General features: G+C 49.4%; 10 protein-coding genes. 3 read left to right on the top strand and 7 right to left on the bottom strand.

All coding sequences use genetic code 11. From position 1 onward, the window contains the following. Window positions 1-1,057 precede the first annotated feature (1,057 nt). Window positions 1,058-1,345 (top strand): hypothetical protein, encoded by a 288-nt coding sequence (locus IEX98_RS19930; RefSeq protein ID WP_188890948.1) that lies wholly within the window; start codon window positions 1,058-1,060, stop codon window positions 1,343-1,345. Window positions 1,346-1,470: 125 nt separating this feature from the next. Here the strand turns inward: IEX98_RS19930 and pyrE are convergent, their stop codons facing one another. After that, on the bottom strand, window positions 1,471-1,998 hold the full coding sequence (gene pyrE / locus IEX98_RS19925) for an orotate phosphoribosyltransferase (protein ID WP_188890947.1): 528 nt from the start codon (window positions 1,996-1,998) through the stop codon (window positions 1,471-1,473). A gap of 74 nt (window positions 1,999-2,072) precedes the next feature. Continuing rightward, window positions 2,073-3,299 (bottom strand): APC family permease, encoded by a 1,227-nt coding sequence (locus tag IEX98_RS19920; RefSeq protein ID WP_188890946.1) that lies wholly within the window; start codon window positions 3,297-3,299, stop codon window positions 2,073-2,075. Window positions 3,300-3,506: 207 nt separating this feature from the next. On the opposite strand from IEX98_RS19920, the gene IEX98_RS19915 reads away from it, so the two are divergent. Together IEX98_RS19915 and IEX98_RS19910 are read left to right on the top strand one after the other, a co-directional pair. Continuing rightward, window positions 3,507-4,469, top strand: coding sequence for a LysR family transcriptional regulator (locus IEX98_RS19915; RefSeq protein ID WP_188890945.1), 963 nt, complete (start codon window positions 3,507-3,509; stop codon window positions 4,467-4,469). Window positions 4,470-4,755: 286 nt separating this feature from the next. After that, window positions 4,756-8,700, top strand: a complete 3,945-nt coding sequence (locus IEX98_RS19910) for a glycosyl hydrolase family 18 protein (protein ID WP_229692279.1) — start codon at window positions 4,756-4,758, stop codon at window positions 8,698-8,700. A gap of 66 nt (window positions 8,701-8,766) precedes the next feature. Here the strand turns inward: IEX98_RS19910 and IEX98_RS19905 are convergent, their stop codons facing one another. The 5 genes from IEX98_RS19905 to IEX98_RS19885 form a co-directional block, all read right to left on the bottom strand. Further along, on the bottom strand, window positions 8,767-11,835 hold the full coding sequence (locus tag IEX98_RS19905; RefSeq protein ID WP_229692278.1) for a discoidin domain-containing protein: 3,069 nt from the start codon (window positions 11,833-11,835) through the stop codon (window positions 8,767-8,769). Window positions 11,836-12,003: 168 nt separating this feature from the next. Then, window positions 12,004-12,405: an iron chaperone gene (locus IEX98_RS19900; RefSeq protein ID WP_188890944.1), complete on the bottom strand. Its 402-nt coding sequence runs from the start codon at window positions 12,403-12,405 to the stop codon at window positions 12,004-12,006. Window positions 12,406-12,826: 421 nt separating this feature from the next. Next, complete coding sequence (locus tag IEX98_RS19895; RefSeq protein WP_188890943.1) at window positions 12,827-13,354, bottom strand: hypothetical protein; 528 nt, start codon at window positions 13,352-13,354, stop codon at window positions 12,827-12,829. Beyond that, a complete protein-coding gene (locus IEX98_RS19890) occupies window positions 13,347-15,098 on the bottom strand; it encodes a sensor histidine kinase (protein WP_188890942.1) in 1,752 nt (583 codons plus the stop codon). The genes IEX98_RS19895 and IEX98_RS19890 overlap by 8 nt, the downstream gene beginning before the upstream one ends. Beyond that, window positions 15,095-15,772 (bottom strand): response regulator transcription factor, encoded by a 678-nt coding sequence (locus IEX98_RS19885; protein ID WP_188891023.1) that lies wholly within the window; start codon window positions 15,770-15,772, stop codon window positions 15,095-15,097. The genes IEX98_RS19890 and IEX98_RS19885 overlap by 4 nt, the downstream gene beginning before the upstream one ends. Between the last annotated feature and the right edge of the window lie 224 nt (window positions 15,773-15,996).

Here is a 15,996-nt window from a genome sequence, read left to right as displayed (position 1 = left end):
TCATTTCGCAATCGGCTGAGTATCGTGCGTTTTTCTGAGATTAACTCGCTCAAATGTTGGTTGGAGCGAACCTGCTTCGCTATTTTACGAAGACAGGTTCGCTCCACAGAGGCTTTGGGTTCATGTTCCTGCCAGAGCGAAGCTAGCTTCGCTACTCATGAACGTAGGTTCGCGATTAGCGAAAATAGGTTCGCTGTACTAGCTCAGCATCTTCAATTTCGCCAGCATAGCGAAAATTGCTTCGTTGATTTGCGAACCCGCTTCGCTAATTAGATTTTTAATATGTAGGCTTCTAGTTCATACTGCTTAAGATTTGCCGAGGGTTGTCGATTTGTTGGTTCGTAGTTTAGTGTCCGCGGGTAAACCGTGGCTCTCTTTGTTTATTCTTGAACCTCTGCTCACCACAGATAGTGTGTTCCTCAAACGGTACCCAATGCTACACTCGCATCCCCTCATCCGCTATTCAAAATGTAAAAGTGCAGGCTGATTACGGCTTTTCGGCCAATATCGAGGCTCAAAATGCAATAGTGCAGTTTGATTGAGCAAAAACGAGGGAAAATAGCCATTTTCACTTCTGCAAAATGTACTTTTACATTTTGATGCCCATTTAGCCCCTTTGGGGAGTAATCGAAATGTACATTTACATTTTGATTAGCTTTCTAGCCATTAAACTACTCAATTATGTTACCTTCCGTTCCTGCCACTTTATCTACTCGTTATGCTACTTCTGCTTCTTATGCAACTTCTGCTACTTCTGCTACTTTTGCTAATTTTGCTACTTTTGCTTCTTATGCTACTTCTGCTGCTCTACTCACTTTCCTCATTTTGCTCTATTCTTTCTGCTCTTTCTGCCCTAGGTGCTACTTACTCCTTCTATTCTCCATCTGCCGCCCTCTTACCAATGCAGCCACTTGCTTCCATACGTCTTTCCCGTGACCCGCTACTCCCTCTGCCGCTTATCACTGCATCCCTCTCCGCACGAGAGCAGCTTCCGCAACTCCCCCCGCTTATATAGCGTATAAATGACGAGTTTCAACTAACTGGAGGTCGACGCATCATGTACTTCAAACCAATCAGATATTTATCCGTGCTCATTCTCACGACAGGCGTCCTGCTTATGATCTACGGGTTATGGCAATACATGCCGAAAACCTTTTCCTCTGACACTTCAGACTATGTATTCATGAAAATAACGGTTAAGAGAGTCGTGTTCCCGGTGAGCGGACTTGTCTTCACGCTGCTCGGCATCACGCTGCTCAAATTCATCACCCATGTCGACAATGAGCTGGAGTCGCTTCGCCACGAACTTCGTCTATTAACCAAACAAACAGAGAAATCGCAATAACAAGGCGTTTCGTTTCAATTAATAGCGAGTTCATGGGATCAGCTCATCCAATCGCTCGTCATCCAAGCCCCGGCAACAAGCCATAAAAAAAGAGCCGCCCGCAGGCGACTCATCTCCCTCAAAATCTATTTCACAGCGGCCAGCAGCTCGTCCATCGTTAATAGAGAATAAAAGGCGAGGCCCGCCTGCTCCAGGTTGGCTCTGCCTGCCGCTTCTCTCTCAATGACGCTGACGACCGCCTGCACATTCGCTCCATGCTGCTTCAAATCCTCCGCACTAAGCAAAATTTGGCCGCCGGTCGTTACGACATCCTCAATGATACAGACGTTTTTGCCTGCAATCTCAATCCCTTCTGCAAGCTTGCAGGTCCCGTATTCCTTCGCTTTCTTCCGCACGAATGCTGCAGGTATGCCCGTCTTTAAAGACAGCGCAGTCGCTACAGGAATGCCGCCCATCTCAAGGCCAGCCAACACCTCCGTACCCGGAGGGACCAACGGAGCGAGCTTGTCGGCAATTGCCGCGAGCAGCCTGGGATTAGACTCGAATAAGTACTTGTCAAAATAATGATCGGATTGCTTGCCTGACCGTAAACGGAATGTCCCCGTTAGATGCGAAGCCTTATAAATCTCTTCTGCCAGCTCTATCTTCTCCATTAATCAAAGCTCCCTTCGTATTGCAGATCATAATTTACCAATAATGACATCATAATCCACGATACCAAAAGAACTCACGTAAGTCTAACTCTTGAAGAAAAATGCCTATATAAATAATAGACAGCTAGAATTCCGATCAGCGTCAAAGACATCGGCGAAGAGTGGAAAAACAGCATCCCTACAAAGAAAAGGGCGAGCATGCTCCCGCTAATCTTAATGAATTTGCTCGGGATCAGTACGATTCCCGCAACGATGCCAATTAGCGCGTTAATCGTCAGAAAGCTGTTCGCGAAGGCAACCAGCGCTTCCAGATCAAACAATCCCGCACGGACAGCCAGCAGTACAGCCACATTCAGCACAAATATGACGAGAACCCCAACCACCGGAACGTTATGGCGTGATCGCTTGCCCAGAAAAGCTGGAAGCACCTTCTCCGCCGCCAAGGAAGCAACAAGTCTAGCAATGCCGCCCGCATATAGAAAATAGGTAGAGCCGCATAGGAATAAGGCCAGTGCTGCCATGATGAGCGGACTCATCCCTCCAAACAGCGAGTGGATAATCGACGTAATCGTCAACTCTCCATCGCTGACAGCCGTCCGCTGAATTGCAGCAGCAACGACGAGATCAACTGCGGAGATTGCTGCAATGCTGATCCAGATTGCTCTGCGGATCGTTTTTTTCGGCTCTCTCACATCGCCGCTGTAATTCCCGATAATCTCCCAGCCGAAGATGGCCCAGAACAGAATCAGCAGCGCATAGCCAAAGGCCGAAGGATCAAAGCTGCTTGTCATGACAAGCGGCTCGGGATGATCCAGCAAGCTTTTTGCCCCGCCCAGAAACAGTACAGCAGCTGCCACAATCGACATGACAAAAGCGACTTTTCCCAGAAAATGAACCCTCGCCAGCAACAACGCAATACATATCGGCAGCAGGATGAAGCTCACGGTCAAAGGTGAAACGCCCCCAAGCTTAGCTATATATTCGCCCGCCGTCAGCAGCACCGCCGATGCGCCAAACGTCACCCCTATAATGAGATAAAAAGCAGCCAGCCGTTTGGCATAGGGGCCAAATACATGCTCAACCGCATTCGTCGCTCCCCCGTCGCCCGGAAATTGAATGCTGATATACCCGAAAATAAACGCGACCACAAAGCTGATCAAGATGATCGCCAGCCACGCCAAAATCGCCCATTCCTTCGCTATGCCGTAAACGATGGGGGGAAGAATTAAAATACCGGAACCGAGTATCGGTCCTATAATCAATCCGCTGAGGGCGACTGGACCCATTTTGTTCTGTTTCATGCTGTGTGCCTCTCCCTGCCTGCTTCTAAGCCTCAATTAACTCTATTGAACCTTTTCTAGTTCATTCCATTTCTCAAGTATACCGTGATAAAATACGATGTGTTAAAACATAAAAAATACCTTTTGCTATCGATTCAACCGATAACGAATTGGCTCTTTGTCAGCTTTGGCGATACAATAGTAAGACCATTCATAGGAGGCTGGATCATGACTTTTCAGCAAATGAAATATGTAGCAGAAATCGCCCGCTGCGGGTCCATCAATAAGGCGGCCGCCAAACTGTTTGTCTCGCAATCCAGCATCAGCAGTGCGCTGAAAGAGCTCGAGGCGGAGCTGAATATCTCGATTTTTAGCCGCAGCAATCAAGGGGTGGAGTTGACGCCTGAGGGCAGACAGTTTCTGAGCTATGCCAATTCGCTGCTGGAGCGCAAATCCTATATCGAGAGCTTGTACACTTCGAATCAGGTAGAGCCGGAAGCACAGTTTTCCGTATCGACGCAGCGCTACCCGTTTGCAGTGGATGCCTTCGTCCGGCTGGTGAACCAGATCGATAATCCGCGCTTTAACTTCACAATCAGAGAAACGAGCATGGATAAAGTCATCGAAGATGTATCAGCCTCCGTCTCGGATATCGGCGTCATCTTCACATCCAATTTGACAGAGAAAATCATTAAACGTTTTCTAGGTACACGAAATATCGAATTTCATCTGCTGCGTAAAATTCAACCGTGCGTCTATGTGAGAAAGGGACATCCTTTAGCGGGGAGAGACACTTTGAGAGCCGAAGATTTGAATGACTTTATCTATATGGCATTCGAGCATAAGCAGGGTGAATCGATCGACTTTTCAGAGGAGTTTAATTTGATTCCCGCTAGAAAACCTAATCGGACGATCGTCGTCAATGACCGGGCTACTGCCGTCAATGTCGTCTGCAACACCGACGTCGTCTCGACGGGAAGCGGTCTGCTAGTGGAGGAGTTTATGGATGGACGCATTATGTCCATTCCGCTGGAGGACTATGGCGATAAAATGCGGCTGGGATGGATTAAACTGAAGAACAGATCGCTTAGCCCGGAAACGGAAGCCTTCATCGAGCAGTTGAAGGATTCGATTGAAACTGCGATCGTCTACACGGAGAAAGTAAGACGGGAAGCACAGTCTCATTGCTAATCCAACTAACAACTCCTAACAGATAACCGTATGAAAATAGTGCGTTAACAGGGTGCTGCCCATAATGGTGCACCCTCTTTGTCATGCCCTTCCTTCACGGCACTTCCGCCATTCGAGCATCTCCGCCACCTCCTCTGACGAAGCGACAACAGATTTCGACAATATTACATTTTTGTAAAATTTTATCCCATTTATCGTATGAATTTCACCTTCCGTTCCATATCGCTTCCACCCATGATAGAGGGGAGCGTGACTAGCCCTACATTTTATAAGAAGAGGTGATTGAATGTATTGGATGTCTCGCAACAAGAACATGAAGCCGTTGTTAATCGCGTTTCTCGTGCTGGCGCTGGCCTTTAGCCCGCTGCTCAGCGCAACGGTCTCGTATGCAGAAGAAACAGCTCCCGAGGAGCAAAGCGAAGAGCCTGTGGAAGTAGAAGCACAAGACCCTGAAGCACCGCAAAACCTGAGGGTTGTTGAAGATTCCGTCACAACAACAGGTGCTACGATCAAATGGGATCTGAACCCTGACAAAAACGATATTGATATTTGGGTGAAAAGCGACACCAGCGAAAGCTACTTCACATGGGGGAATAGCGGTGAGAAAGTGCTGACTGAGCTAACCCCTAACACCACCTACAAATTTTATATCACTTGGTATGAACGCCCGCTTCCTGAAGTCATTCATAAGAGCAACATCATTGAATTTACAACAAAGGACGGAGAAGTGGTCGTGACTCCGGGCCCGACGGCCGGAGCCACGAATCTGGAAGTTGTCAGTGTCACACATAACAGCGTCAAGCTGAAATGGGTTAACGCCACCGGGATTGACGACTACTGGATTTGGGATACGAACGGCAACTATAAATTTTACGGAAACACACAATTAGCAACTGTAGGCGGCTTAAATCCGGAAACGACCTACTCCTTCTTAATTGGTCCCGACGGCATTCAATGGCCGCAGTTGACTCCAGAGCTCAAAAGCAATGTCGTCACCTTCACGACGACAGAGGATTTAACCGAGTATGAGCCTCTGCCGCTTATGCCGCCGCAAAATTTGAAGGTAATTAGTCTCACGGAATCAAGCGTTACGCTGGGCTGGGAGGGCAGCCCGACAGCCAACGGCTATGAATATTGGATCAACGGAGGCTATAAAGGCGGTATCTGGGACGGTTCCAACCGCTTGACGTATAATTTGACACCCGAAGAGATCAGCAGCGGCGCAACGCTGACTTTCCTGGTTGGAGCGCAGCTCGCCAATGACGACGGGGTCAAAGCCTCGGAGAAGAGCAATGCAGTTACCCTCACATGGGGACAACTGGATGCTCCACGCGATCTGCAAGTCGTATCGTCAAACCGTACGACGGCAGCGCTTGGCTGGGCGCCAACACCTGGAGCCAGCAGCTATGATATTTATCAGGATGGCGTTCTTATAGGCAGCAGCAACACGAACCGCTATACCGTAAACGGCCTGACCGCAGGCCAAAGCTATACGTTTACTGCCAAAGCGAAAAACAGCCTTTGGGAATCATCGCTGAGCGGCTCCGTATCAACTGTACCGGGCAGCAGCTACAACAACGTAACGTATTACACCGCTTGGTCAGGCTATGCCCGCAATTTCAAGCCAACCGATATTGATTTGTCTAAGGTAACGCACATTAACTACGCATTTGCCGACCTTTGCTGGATGAAAGCCGGCTCGAACGGCGTAGAATGTCAGACCGACAAGGTGCCGCTGCAGGATCGATATGTCCACGATGGTGAAATGGTCGTTGGAGACCAGTCGATCGACTTAACCAACTTCCAAACCTTCTCTACCCTTAAGGATTCCAATCCTCATCTTAAAATGCTGGTTTCCGTAGGCGGCTGGTCCTTCTCCGACCACTTCTCGGATATGGCCGCAACGGAGGAGACGCGCCTCTCGTTCTCCGGCTCTGTCGTGAAGTTCCTGCGGGCTTATGATCTGGATGGCGTTGACATCGACTGGGAGTATCCGGTTGAAGGCGGCGAGGATGGCAACAGCCACCGTCCTGAAGACAACGTCAACTTTACCGCATTGATGAAAACCGTTCGGGAAGCTCTGGACGCGGCAGGCTCGGAAGACGGCAAATATTATTTGCTGACGATCGCTTCACAGCAAGCCGATTCCTTCATACCGAATGCCGATCTGGCAAACTCGGTGCAATACCTCGATTTCATTAATATTATGGCTTACGATTACAGCGGCAACTGGGAGCTTCTTGCCCACCACAACTCCCCGCTGTACTATGATGAGACACATCCGAAAGCATCCGCTGAACGCAACAACGTCAGAGGCGGCGCACTTGGCCATCTGAACGGCGGCGTTCCGCCTCATAAGCTGCTGCTTGGCGTGCCTTATTACGGAAAAGGCTGGGAAGGTTGTCCTGAACCTGGAGAGTACCAGACGTGTACGGGAATTCCGGTAGGCAAGTGGGAAAACGGGTTCTACGATTTTGATGATTTGGAGAACAGCTTTATTGGCAAAAACGGATACGTCCGTTATTGGAATGAATCCGCGAAGGTTCCTTATTTATTCAACGAAGATACAGGCACGTTCATTACTTACAATGACGAAACATCGATGATGTACGCAGCATCCCTTGTCAAAACGCTCGATTTGGGCGGCGTAATGAGCTGGGAAATCAGCAATGACGAGAATCGGACGCTGACTACACAACTCGTTAAGGACTTGCCGATTACTGGCATCGTCAATCCGAACGCGCTTGCCGCACCTCAGCAATTAGTTAAGGTTAACAGCGGTACTAGCTCGATTGAACTCAAGTGGAATGAAGTGGAAGGCGCGGCTGCTTACGAGGTATATGTCAATAACCGTTTCCTTGTCACGACAGATAGTACGCAAGGCATTGTGACAGAGCTGACGCCAAGCACGGACTATACCTTTACTGTACTCGCTATTGCAGAAACAGACGGGCAAATTACTGAAGTATCGCCGTTCAGCGCTCCGCTCGCTGTTCGCACTTCCGGTTTCAGTTCTTCTTCGGGATCATCCGCTCCCCCTGTCGTTGCAACAGCTAAAAACGAGCTGGAGGCTGAAATCAGCAAATCCGGAGATACTTGGCACCTTCAGATTAAGAAAGATGCCGCAGTGAAAGCCATCGGAGCAGCCGACACTTCATCATTCATCATCTCTGCAGCCAAGGAAGCCAAACAGGCGGAGATTACACTGCCTAAAGAAGTTGTTGCGGCTATAGCCGCTAAAGGCGAAGACGCGAAGCTGTCGGTCATTCTAAATGGTGTCACGTACGCCATTCCGGTGCACGCAATTCATCTCGATGCAGACATTCGCATCGTCATTACGTCTCCTGATGCCAAGACTGCCGAAGCGATTCAGAAGCTGGCTGTGGCAGATGGGGTGAAGCTGCTCGTACCAGCGCTTGATTTCAAGATTCTGAAGAAAGCCGCTAATGGACAATTTGAAGAGGTAACGGCATTTGGATCGCATGCCTTCAGCCGATTGTTCACCCTTAGCGGAAGCCTTGATCCATCCAAAGCTACCGGTGTCGTCTACCTCCCGGACTCCAATGAATTCCGTCCGGTACCTACACTCTTCACGAAAAACAGCGACGGCACCGTTACCGCCGAGCTCATTCGCAACGGCAACAGCATTTACACTGTCATTCAGTCAGATATCGCATACAGCGATGTTAAAGCGGAATGGGCGAAGAAAGCCGTTAACCGTGCCGCAGCCAAGCTGCTGCTGGATGGCATTACCGCCGAGGCATTCGGAGTGGATAAGAGCATTACCCGTGCCGAATTTACGTCCATGATTGTGAAGGGGCTTGGTATTTTACCGGCTTACGGAGCCGCTCCATTTGAGGATGTTGCCGCCGATTCTCCGTACGCAGGCGATATTGCCGCAGCGAAGCAGCTCGGGCTCGTTCAAGGCAATTCTGCTACCCAATTTGATCCTGATGCCAGCATCAGTCGTCAGAACATCGCGGTGCTTCTTGCAAATCTGCTGGCCTATCTGAAAGTAGACGCCAAAGCGGATGACAGCGTGCTTGCCGGATTCACGGATGCCGGAAGCATTGCGCCTTATGCGAAATCCGCAACCGCGCTTGTCGTCAAGCAAGGCCTCATGATCGGTAAATCCGGTAAGAAGTTCGACCCGCTCTCCAGCCTTACCCGGGCTGAAGCGGCCGTTATCGTCATCCGTGTACTGGAAACTTATAAGCTGGATAAAGTATAAGGATGATTAGACTGGTATAACCCAAAGAGGAGCAGCCGCCGGCTGCTCCTCTTTTTACACTGCCTGTTATTTGTAAATAGTGAAGATCAGATCGCGGTTGCCTGCGTTTTCCGTCGTCCAGGTCAAGCCGCCGTCTGTCGACAGCCGTTCGAAGCCTCCGGCATACGTATTGCTGTCGCTGTAGGCAAAGCCGTATTTGTTATTGGTAGAGCCGTCCTCCAGCGAACCCGGCGAACGCAAAATCAATCCGTATTGCTTGCTCGTATCCAGACCCGTCAAGCGCGGATAGATGGCATATGGCGTAGCCGCTCCCGGGATATTGTTAGGCTGCAGCGCGGCGCTGAACAGCTTCTTCACTGGATTATGACTGGCGTCCAGCTCGACAATATCTAAATAGTAATTATCCTCAGGCACTTTATTGACGTAGCTCTCATACAAGTAGACGTCCATTTTCGGCAGCTCGGATTGCGTTAGTGTAAAAGTCTGCATCCGCTGAATAACGTCGCGAATATCCGAATAAGTCGAATACGAGGAACCGCTATTGTCCTGATCGATCCGGTATCCGGTATTGCCCGGTACGTTATAGATCTCGATTTCCTGAATGGATGGAATGAATCGGGCCTTGTTGATGTACAGCCTGATTTTTGAAGTGTTTACCGTCGGGAAATCGAATACACGGCGGTCTCCGAGCGTAAACCCTTTCGTTAAGTTCACATAAGCCGAACCGTTCCAATACTGCAGCGTATACGTATCGATCTGGAAGCTTTGGTTGCCGGAGCCGTATTCGCTGACTGCAACCCGGTTAACGTTAGTCGCGGCACCCAAATTAACCTCCAGCCATTGATCATTTGCCGTACCGCTTGCCCCGCTCCATCGCGTGCTGACTGACCCGTCAATAGCCTTGGCCGCATCGTAGCCGCTGGACCAGATAGAGGACGCAGAAGCTGTTTTGCCCAGCGCAAGATTGACCGGCGCCGTTGGCAGCGACGAAGGCTGCTCGGAGATTCGTACGATGATCGATTCGCCCGGCTTCAATGTGCGAGAGTAGCTTCCCGTATATTGCCCGATTTTCGTACTGCTGTAGATCTCGGTCAGCGTGTAGTTCGTGCTGGCGTTTAACCCAAGATCAGAGAATGTCAGCGAGACCGGCGCGGAATTGTTCATATCCCAGTTGGACAGGCCGACGATACGGTCGCCATTGGTATCCGTTAAATAGATGGCTATCGGCGAATGCTCCAGCTTGTGATAGAAATTGGACATTTTCACAGGCTTGGCTGCGCCGCCTTTTTTGACCAGATCAAGCAGTCCTGCGTTGCGCAAAATCGCCATCCGGTCCTCGGAAATAAACGGAACGTTGTCGCCAATCAGCCAATGGCCTCCTCCAAGCGCAATTGCCGTCGAGAGAAGCGTGCCTTCATTCAAAGTGATTTTATCAAACCCGTTAATAACGCTCTCTGGAAAAATCATGTCAACATCGTTGTACGCGTACAACGTATCGTTCGTCCACCACGAGGCGGCGGCATTAAATGCTTGGCGCTCGATGCCTGGATAGGATTCAAGGCCAATCGTCGTATCCACGCCTGTTCTTCTGCCATGCGCATACCCCGAAGGCAGCAGCGGAGCTATCGATTCATTGATGTAAATGTCTTGAGGGGCGGCGAGCAGCGCATCACGCATGATTTGCATGCCGATCCGGTAAGCTTGCATGCCGTTTTTCGTCGTGTCGTAAAACTTGCCGTCATACATGCCCAGATCGATGAAATCGAGCTTCACATAGTCAAAACCCGGCTTCACATGATAGGTATCCATAATCCAGGCGATATAAGCTTGTCCGCCCGGATGAGTAGCGTCTACGATATACGTATTAATATAGGATTTTATCGGATTGCCGCTGGCATCCTTAAGCGCAATTTCCCCAAACGTATAAGACGTTGTAGGAACGGTCGCCGTCAACTCATCGAAGATGGCGAATGGCGCGGAATACGTCCCGGCCTTCATTCCTTTTCCATGCACATAGGCGACGAAATCATCGAGATTTTCCAAATCCGTCTTATTCTCAACCCCTTGATAGCAGCAATCCAGATTCATATAGTTGTAGCCAAGCGGCTTCAGATGCTCCTCGAAATAATCGGTCATTGGGAACATCGCGTCAGCTGTCGGGTAAGCGTAATACGCATACCAGGTGTTGAAGCCAATCGGCACATCATCATTCCATTCCAGCTTAGGCTCTGCGATGGCATAGGTACGGCCAAACGTCTCCAGACCTTGCTGGTAATCATCAAAGTATCCAAGGAAAAATTGATCCGAGCTTACTGAGGTGCCGCTTTGCTGCCCGCCTGCGTTATAGACCGAAAAACCGGTCAACGGGCCATTGGCCGTTGCGGCCTGGCTCAAATACTGCATGCTTTTCCAATTGAATGTGGTCGCTGCTCCTGCAACAACGCCATGTTTATTCGTGTTATCAAACACCGAGGCTACCCAATAGCTGGTACCATTAAAGGCCGACCACGATTCTTCTGATCCATAAGGGCGGTCGTAGCCGTTTTGGCTTTTGCCAAAATCATTGACCGGAGCTACGCCAAAATCATAGTTGTTCGTATACGGCGTCGTATAGATCCGCTTGTCCGAGCCCGCTCCGATGTTCAGATTGTTAGCGGCAATCGGCTCCAGGAAGTCTATGCTTTGGCTTGTCCCGTTGTTCACCGTCATGTCTGTTAAGATATAGGACTTGTCCTCGTACATCGAGATCCGAAGAATGATCGTTGAACCGGAGTTCAGCTGATTCGTGATCGTCAGCCGCTGGCCGTTCGATCCATATCCATCGTTCCCTGTCGCCGCCCAGCTAGCCGTTCTCGTCGCCGGGTCAGTCGAACTGATTCGAGTGCTGCTTCCCGCCACACTGTAATCGGAATAAAAGTCCGACAAAATGACTGTACTCCCAGCCGAGAAATTGCCTTTGCCATTCGCTAAATCATAAGTGAGAGTCAAACTTCCGTTGGTAGCGCTTACAATTGTGCCTGTCTGAGAGATTGTGACTGCCGATGCCGCGGCTGGAGCTGCCGAAGGCACCAAGCCTGCTAGTACCAGTACAAAAACGAGCATGGCTTGAATCATTTTCCTTGATTCCTGCATCATTCCTTAATTCCCTCCCGCAACAATAGATTGGAGATACTGTTAAATATCTCCTAATCTAATCTTGCATGGCGGAACCGTCCCTAACAATTCAAAAAATTGTCCATCCTGCGTTCAAATTTTTGTAAGGCTAGCTGGCTGACCAACTGACTGACTGATGGCTTGATGATGCTACTTTTCGCTTTTCTTTTTGTTAGCGGCCTTGTTGGCTGCCCGTTCGATGTTATCCGCTACTCTGTATTTAACGATCTCACGAATAAGCTCCAGCGGCATAGGCTTGTCTATCGGGAACTGGACCGACCCTTTCGCGCCTTTATAGAGGGACAGCTGCTCTTGGAACGATGCAATACCGCCTGCGCCGGGGTAAAATCCGATATGATGCTTGAACGCGGCAAAATGGACCAAATTTCCGTGTAGTACAAACGTCGGCATCGCATAGCTGATCTTCTCTGTCGCTTCAGGCGCAGCTTCCTTGATGACTTGTCTAACCTGCTGAAGAATGGCCTGCACCTCCGGCGAGAATTGAGCGATATAAGCGTCGGTGGATTCGTACGTCGTTTTGTTGGACTCCATAATGGGCTCCCTTCGTGATTCGTAATGGTATGGTTATGATAATTATAAACTGTATTCGAGTGTTGGGCGATTAGCAAGTTTGGACTAGCCTCCGTACGCCAAACAAGAAACAAAATGCAAAAGTGCATGCTGATTTGCTTAAAACAGCCTAAAACAGTGTTCAAAATGCAAAAGTACATTTGAAATCGCTCGATTTTGCTCAAAGGGGCTCTTTTGGGCCAATCAAAATGCACTTTTGCATTTTGATGCGATAAATCGCCGAAAAACCGGCTGACAACCTGCAGATTTACATTTTGATTCGTTGCTCTGTACTGTGAGCCAAGCCAGCTCAGTTATCGGTAAATTACATAAAAAAAGACTATCGAGATCCCTCGACAGCCTTACCCGCCGCACCCGGCTGAGCTTCCCCAAACTTAACTTTCTAGTTCAACGTAATTTTCTTTTTCCACGTCAGCTCTTTGCCTTGCTCGTTTTTGAAAATAAAGATTGCCTGGCCTTCCTCGCCTTTCATCTCATCCGGGTAGAAAAAGCCCATGAACTGCCCGTTCCCGCTAATGTAGAAGCCGTCTTCGCCGTTTCCGCCATGTTCAATCGCTTCGGCGATCGTATTTTTCACCGTGCTTTTGTCAGAGACCCATTGCATTTCAGCCAGGGCATAGCCCTCCGGGCGCTTGCTAACAGAAAAATCGAAGCTGTTTCCCTCGCTCGGTCTTGGCGTCTGATCGATAATGATCAGGATTTCCTGATCGCCTTCATCCGCTCCGCTACCCGCTTTATCCGGCTTATCCGTTGGTTCTGCTGTCTCCGTATCCGTATTTGGTTTGTCCGTTTGTGTCTGCGTCGTGTCTGGCGTGTTGAACGTTCCAGATTGGTTGTTGGCACCACATGCGCTAACGATCAGCAGTGCGGCAAGCGCTGTAGCTGCAAAAAGATATTTCGGTTTATTCATGATGTTTTCCCCTGCTTTCTTGTAATGTGAAATAAAAGGCAACGCCTTCTTTGGTATTCATTACACCAAAATGACTTTCGTGAAGCTCCATAATATGTTTGACGATCGCCAGCCCTAATCCGGTTCCGCCGGATTTACGGTCACGGGAGCGTTCCGCCCGGTAAAATTGCTCCCATATCCGATCCAGATCTTCCTCTGCTATAGGCGGGCCTGCATTTGCGATAACCGTGTTGATCCCTCCGGCCGCAGTCCGTTCTATCGTAACTGTAATGACGCTGTTCTCCGTCGCATGGCGAATCGCATTGCTCAATAAGTTCGAAACCACCTGTTCAATCCGAACCGGATCTGCTGTTACGAGCAGCTCATCTTCATCGTCTTTGTCTATGTGAATACGAAGCTGCTTACTCTCCAGCTGCCCGGAGAAGGATTCAGCCGCCCCTTGAATCAGCACACCCAAAGAAAAGTCCCGGAGCTGCAGCCGAACGGCTTTCACCTCGTATTTGGAAAGCTCCAGCATATCCATAATCAAAGCGTTCATCCGGTCCGTTTCATTCACGATTAGAGCCAGATAACGGTCTTTTTTATCGCCGGCTACTCCATCCTGAAGACCTTCCGCGAACCCTTTCACAATACCAAGCGGGGTCTTCAATTCATGGGAAATGTTAGCCACCAGCTCCTTCCGAAGCTGCTCAGACCGCTGCTTCTCCTCTACATCCGCCTGCAATTGCACATTAGCCTGAGTTAACTCCTTTAAAGCCGCATCCAAATTGCGGGACAGCTCGACCATATGTCGCGATAGCTCACCGAATTCATCCTTGGAATGAATTTCAGGCTGCACGGTGAAATCCAGCTGGGCAAGCCGCGCTGCCGAGCGGCTTAAGCTCACTAACGGACGAGACACGATCCGCGAATAGATGAAAGACAACAAGACGACAAGCAGCAGAATAATAGGCGCCAGATAGATGAAATATTGCTTTAGAATCGCAACGGCTTCCCCCACTGGCTGCAGCGAGGCCATCACAAATAAATAACGGCTTCCGTCCTCCGATAAAGACTTCAGAAGAACTACATATTGAACACCGCTCCAGTTGTCTCTCCACTCCGCATGCACGAACCCGTTTTTGTGTAAAAGCGTGCGGCTGGATTCCACTGCCGGCTGCCATTCCCGAAGGGCATCGTCAATAAGACCATCCTGATAAATCGGATTGTAGGATCGTTTTTCAGGCAGTATAAAATCTGTTACCCGGCCCTCCACACGCACCAGCCCCTGTCCCAGCGCCGAGCTTTCCCGGCTTATCGTAACGGGGTGCATGATCGTATCCGCTTCGTCCATAAATATCCCGTCTACTACCAAATGGTCGCCAGCTTGAATACCGTGGGGAATATCCTCGATCGTCATGCCATCCGTCGGAATTTGCACCGTGATGGCCTTGCCGTCTACTTGCAGCACCAAATAGTAGGGAGCAATGACCATCCGTTCAAAACGGCTATTCACAATGGCGGTGCTGGCATCGTTCTGATTCATAAAAGTCCCCAACTGACGCGAAACTCTCTGTTTATCCGCATCAGCCAGCTTGAACTGCTCCGCAAAATGATTCATATTCCGCTCTAGCGTATGGATCTTGGAAGACCGGTAAAATCGTTCAAAGAAAACGCCCTCAGCCAGCATAACGAATGAGAATACGATTAAAATCAAGACTGAAGTGACAACGAACAATTTGAGAACGACACCTTGTTTTCTCATGCTTCCATCTCAAACTTATAGCCGGATCGAATGACCGTGCAAATATAGCGGCCTTCGTCCCCAAGCTTGGCTCTTAATTTTTTGATATGCGTGTCTACCGTACGCAAGTCTCCCAAATATTCATATCCCCAGACCGCATCCAATATATGCTCACGGGACAGCACTCTTCCGTAATGCTTAATCAGAAACAGAAGCAAGTCATACTCTTTAGGGGACAAAAGAATCGCTGTACCGGCAACCGCTACCGTATGCGCCGCTCTGTTGACCGTTAGCTCGCCATAGACGAGTCGTTCATCATCACGTCCAATCGTTCCTTCCGTCCGTTTCATCAAAGCGGTAGCTCGTGCGACCAATACACGCGGACTCAGCGGCTTCGTCACGTATTCGTCGGCGCCAAGCTCAAACCCCATTACTTGATCATCATCCTCAGCTCTGGCTGTAATCATAATAATCGGCACCGCCGATTTCTCGCGAATACGTCTGCATACCGACCAGCCATCCATTTCGGGCATCATAATATCGAGAACGATGAGATCGACTGATACCTGCTCGAACAGCTCCAGCGCGATTTTCCCATTCTCAGCCTCATACACTTCCCATTGTTCCTTCCGAAAATAGTCGGTTATAAATTCACGCATCAGCGTATCGTCTTCAACTAGCAATATTTTTCGCATTCCTGCCATACACCCCGCATCCCGCCTGTACATTTCTGCCTGGCATCCGCCATATTTCCTCCATGTTATCACAACAGGTTCGAAATCCTGCAATCGCTCCTCATCTGCAGGAACAAGACCCAGTATAAAGATCTCCTGTGTCCTTCGTGTGTATTCCTTATGCACGCAACAAGGACTTTTCATAAACGCTAGGGAGCGCATCTCGTTTCAAATTAAAAAAAGCC

Source organism: Paenibacillus radicis (ex Gao et al. 2016) (assembly GCF_014641555.1).
GTDB classification, from domain to species: Bacteria; Bacillota; Bacilli; order Paenibacillales; family Paenibacillaceae; genus Pristimantibacillus; species Pristimantibacillus radicis.
This window is presented reverse-complemented; position numbering and strand designations above follow the sequence as displayed.

Bases quoted from the DNA above. Each gene is read 5' to 3' on its own strand.
- IEX98_RS19930 (WP_188890948.1), top strand. From the start codon at position 1,058: ATGTACTTCAAACCAATCAGATATTTATCCGTGCTCATTCTCACGACA.
- pyrE (WP_188890947.1), bottom strand. From the start codon at position 1,998: ATGGAGAAGATAGAGCTGGCAGAAGAGATTTATAAGGCTTCGCATCTA.
- IEX98_RS19920 (WP_188890946.1), bottom strand. From the start codon at position 3,299: ATGAAACAGAACAAAATGGGTCCAGTCGCCCTCAGCGGATTGATTATA.
- IEX98_RS19915 (WP_188890945.1), top strand. From the start codon at position 3,507: ATGACTTTTCAGCAAATGAAATATGTAGCAGAAATCGCCCGCTGCGGG.
- IEX98_RS19910 (WP_229692279.1), top strand. From the start codon at position 4,756: ATGTATTGGATGTCTCGCAACAAGAACATGAAGCCGTTGTTAATCGCG.
- IEX98_RS19905 (WP_229692278.1), bottom strand. From the start codon at position 11,835: ATGATGCAGGAATCAAGGAAAATGATTCAAGCCATGCTCGTTTTTGTA.
- IEX98_RS19900 (WP_188890944.1), bottom strand. From the start codon at position 12,405: ATGGAGTCCAACAAAACGACGTACGAATCCACCGACGCTTATATCGCT.
- IEX98_RS19895 (WP_188890943.1), bottom strand. From the start codon at position 13,354: ATGAATAAACCGAAATATCTTTTTGCAGCTACAGCGCTTGCCGCACTG.
- IEX98_RS19890 (WP_188890942.1), bottom strand. From the start codon at position 15,098: ATGAGAAAACAAGGTGTCGTTCTCAAATTGTTCGTTGTCACTTCAGTC.
- IEX98_RS19885 (WP_188891023.1), bottom strand. From the start codon at position 15,772: ATGCGAAAAATATTGCTAGTTGAAGACGATACGCTGATGCGTGAATTT.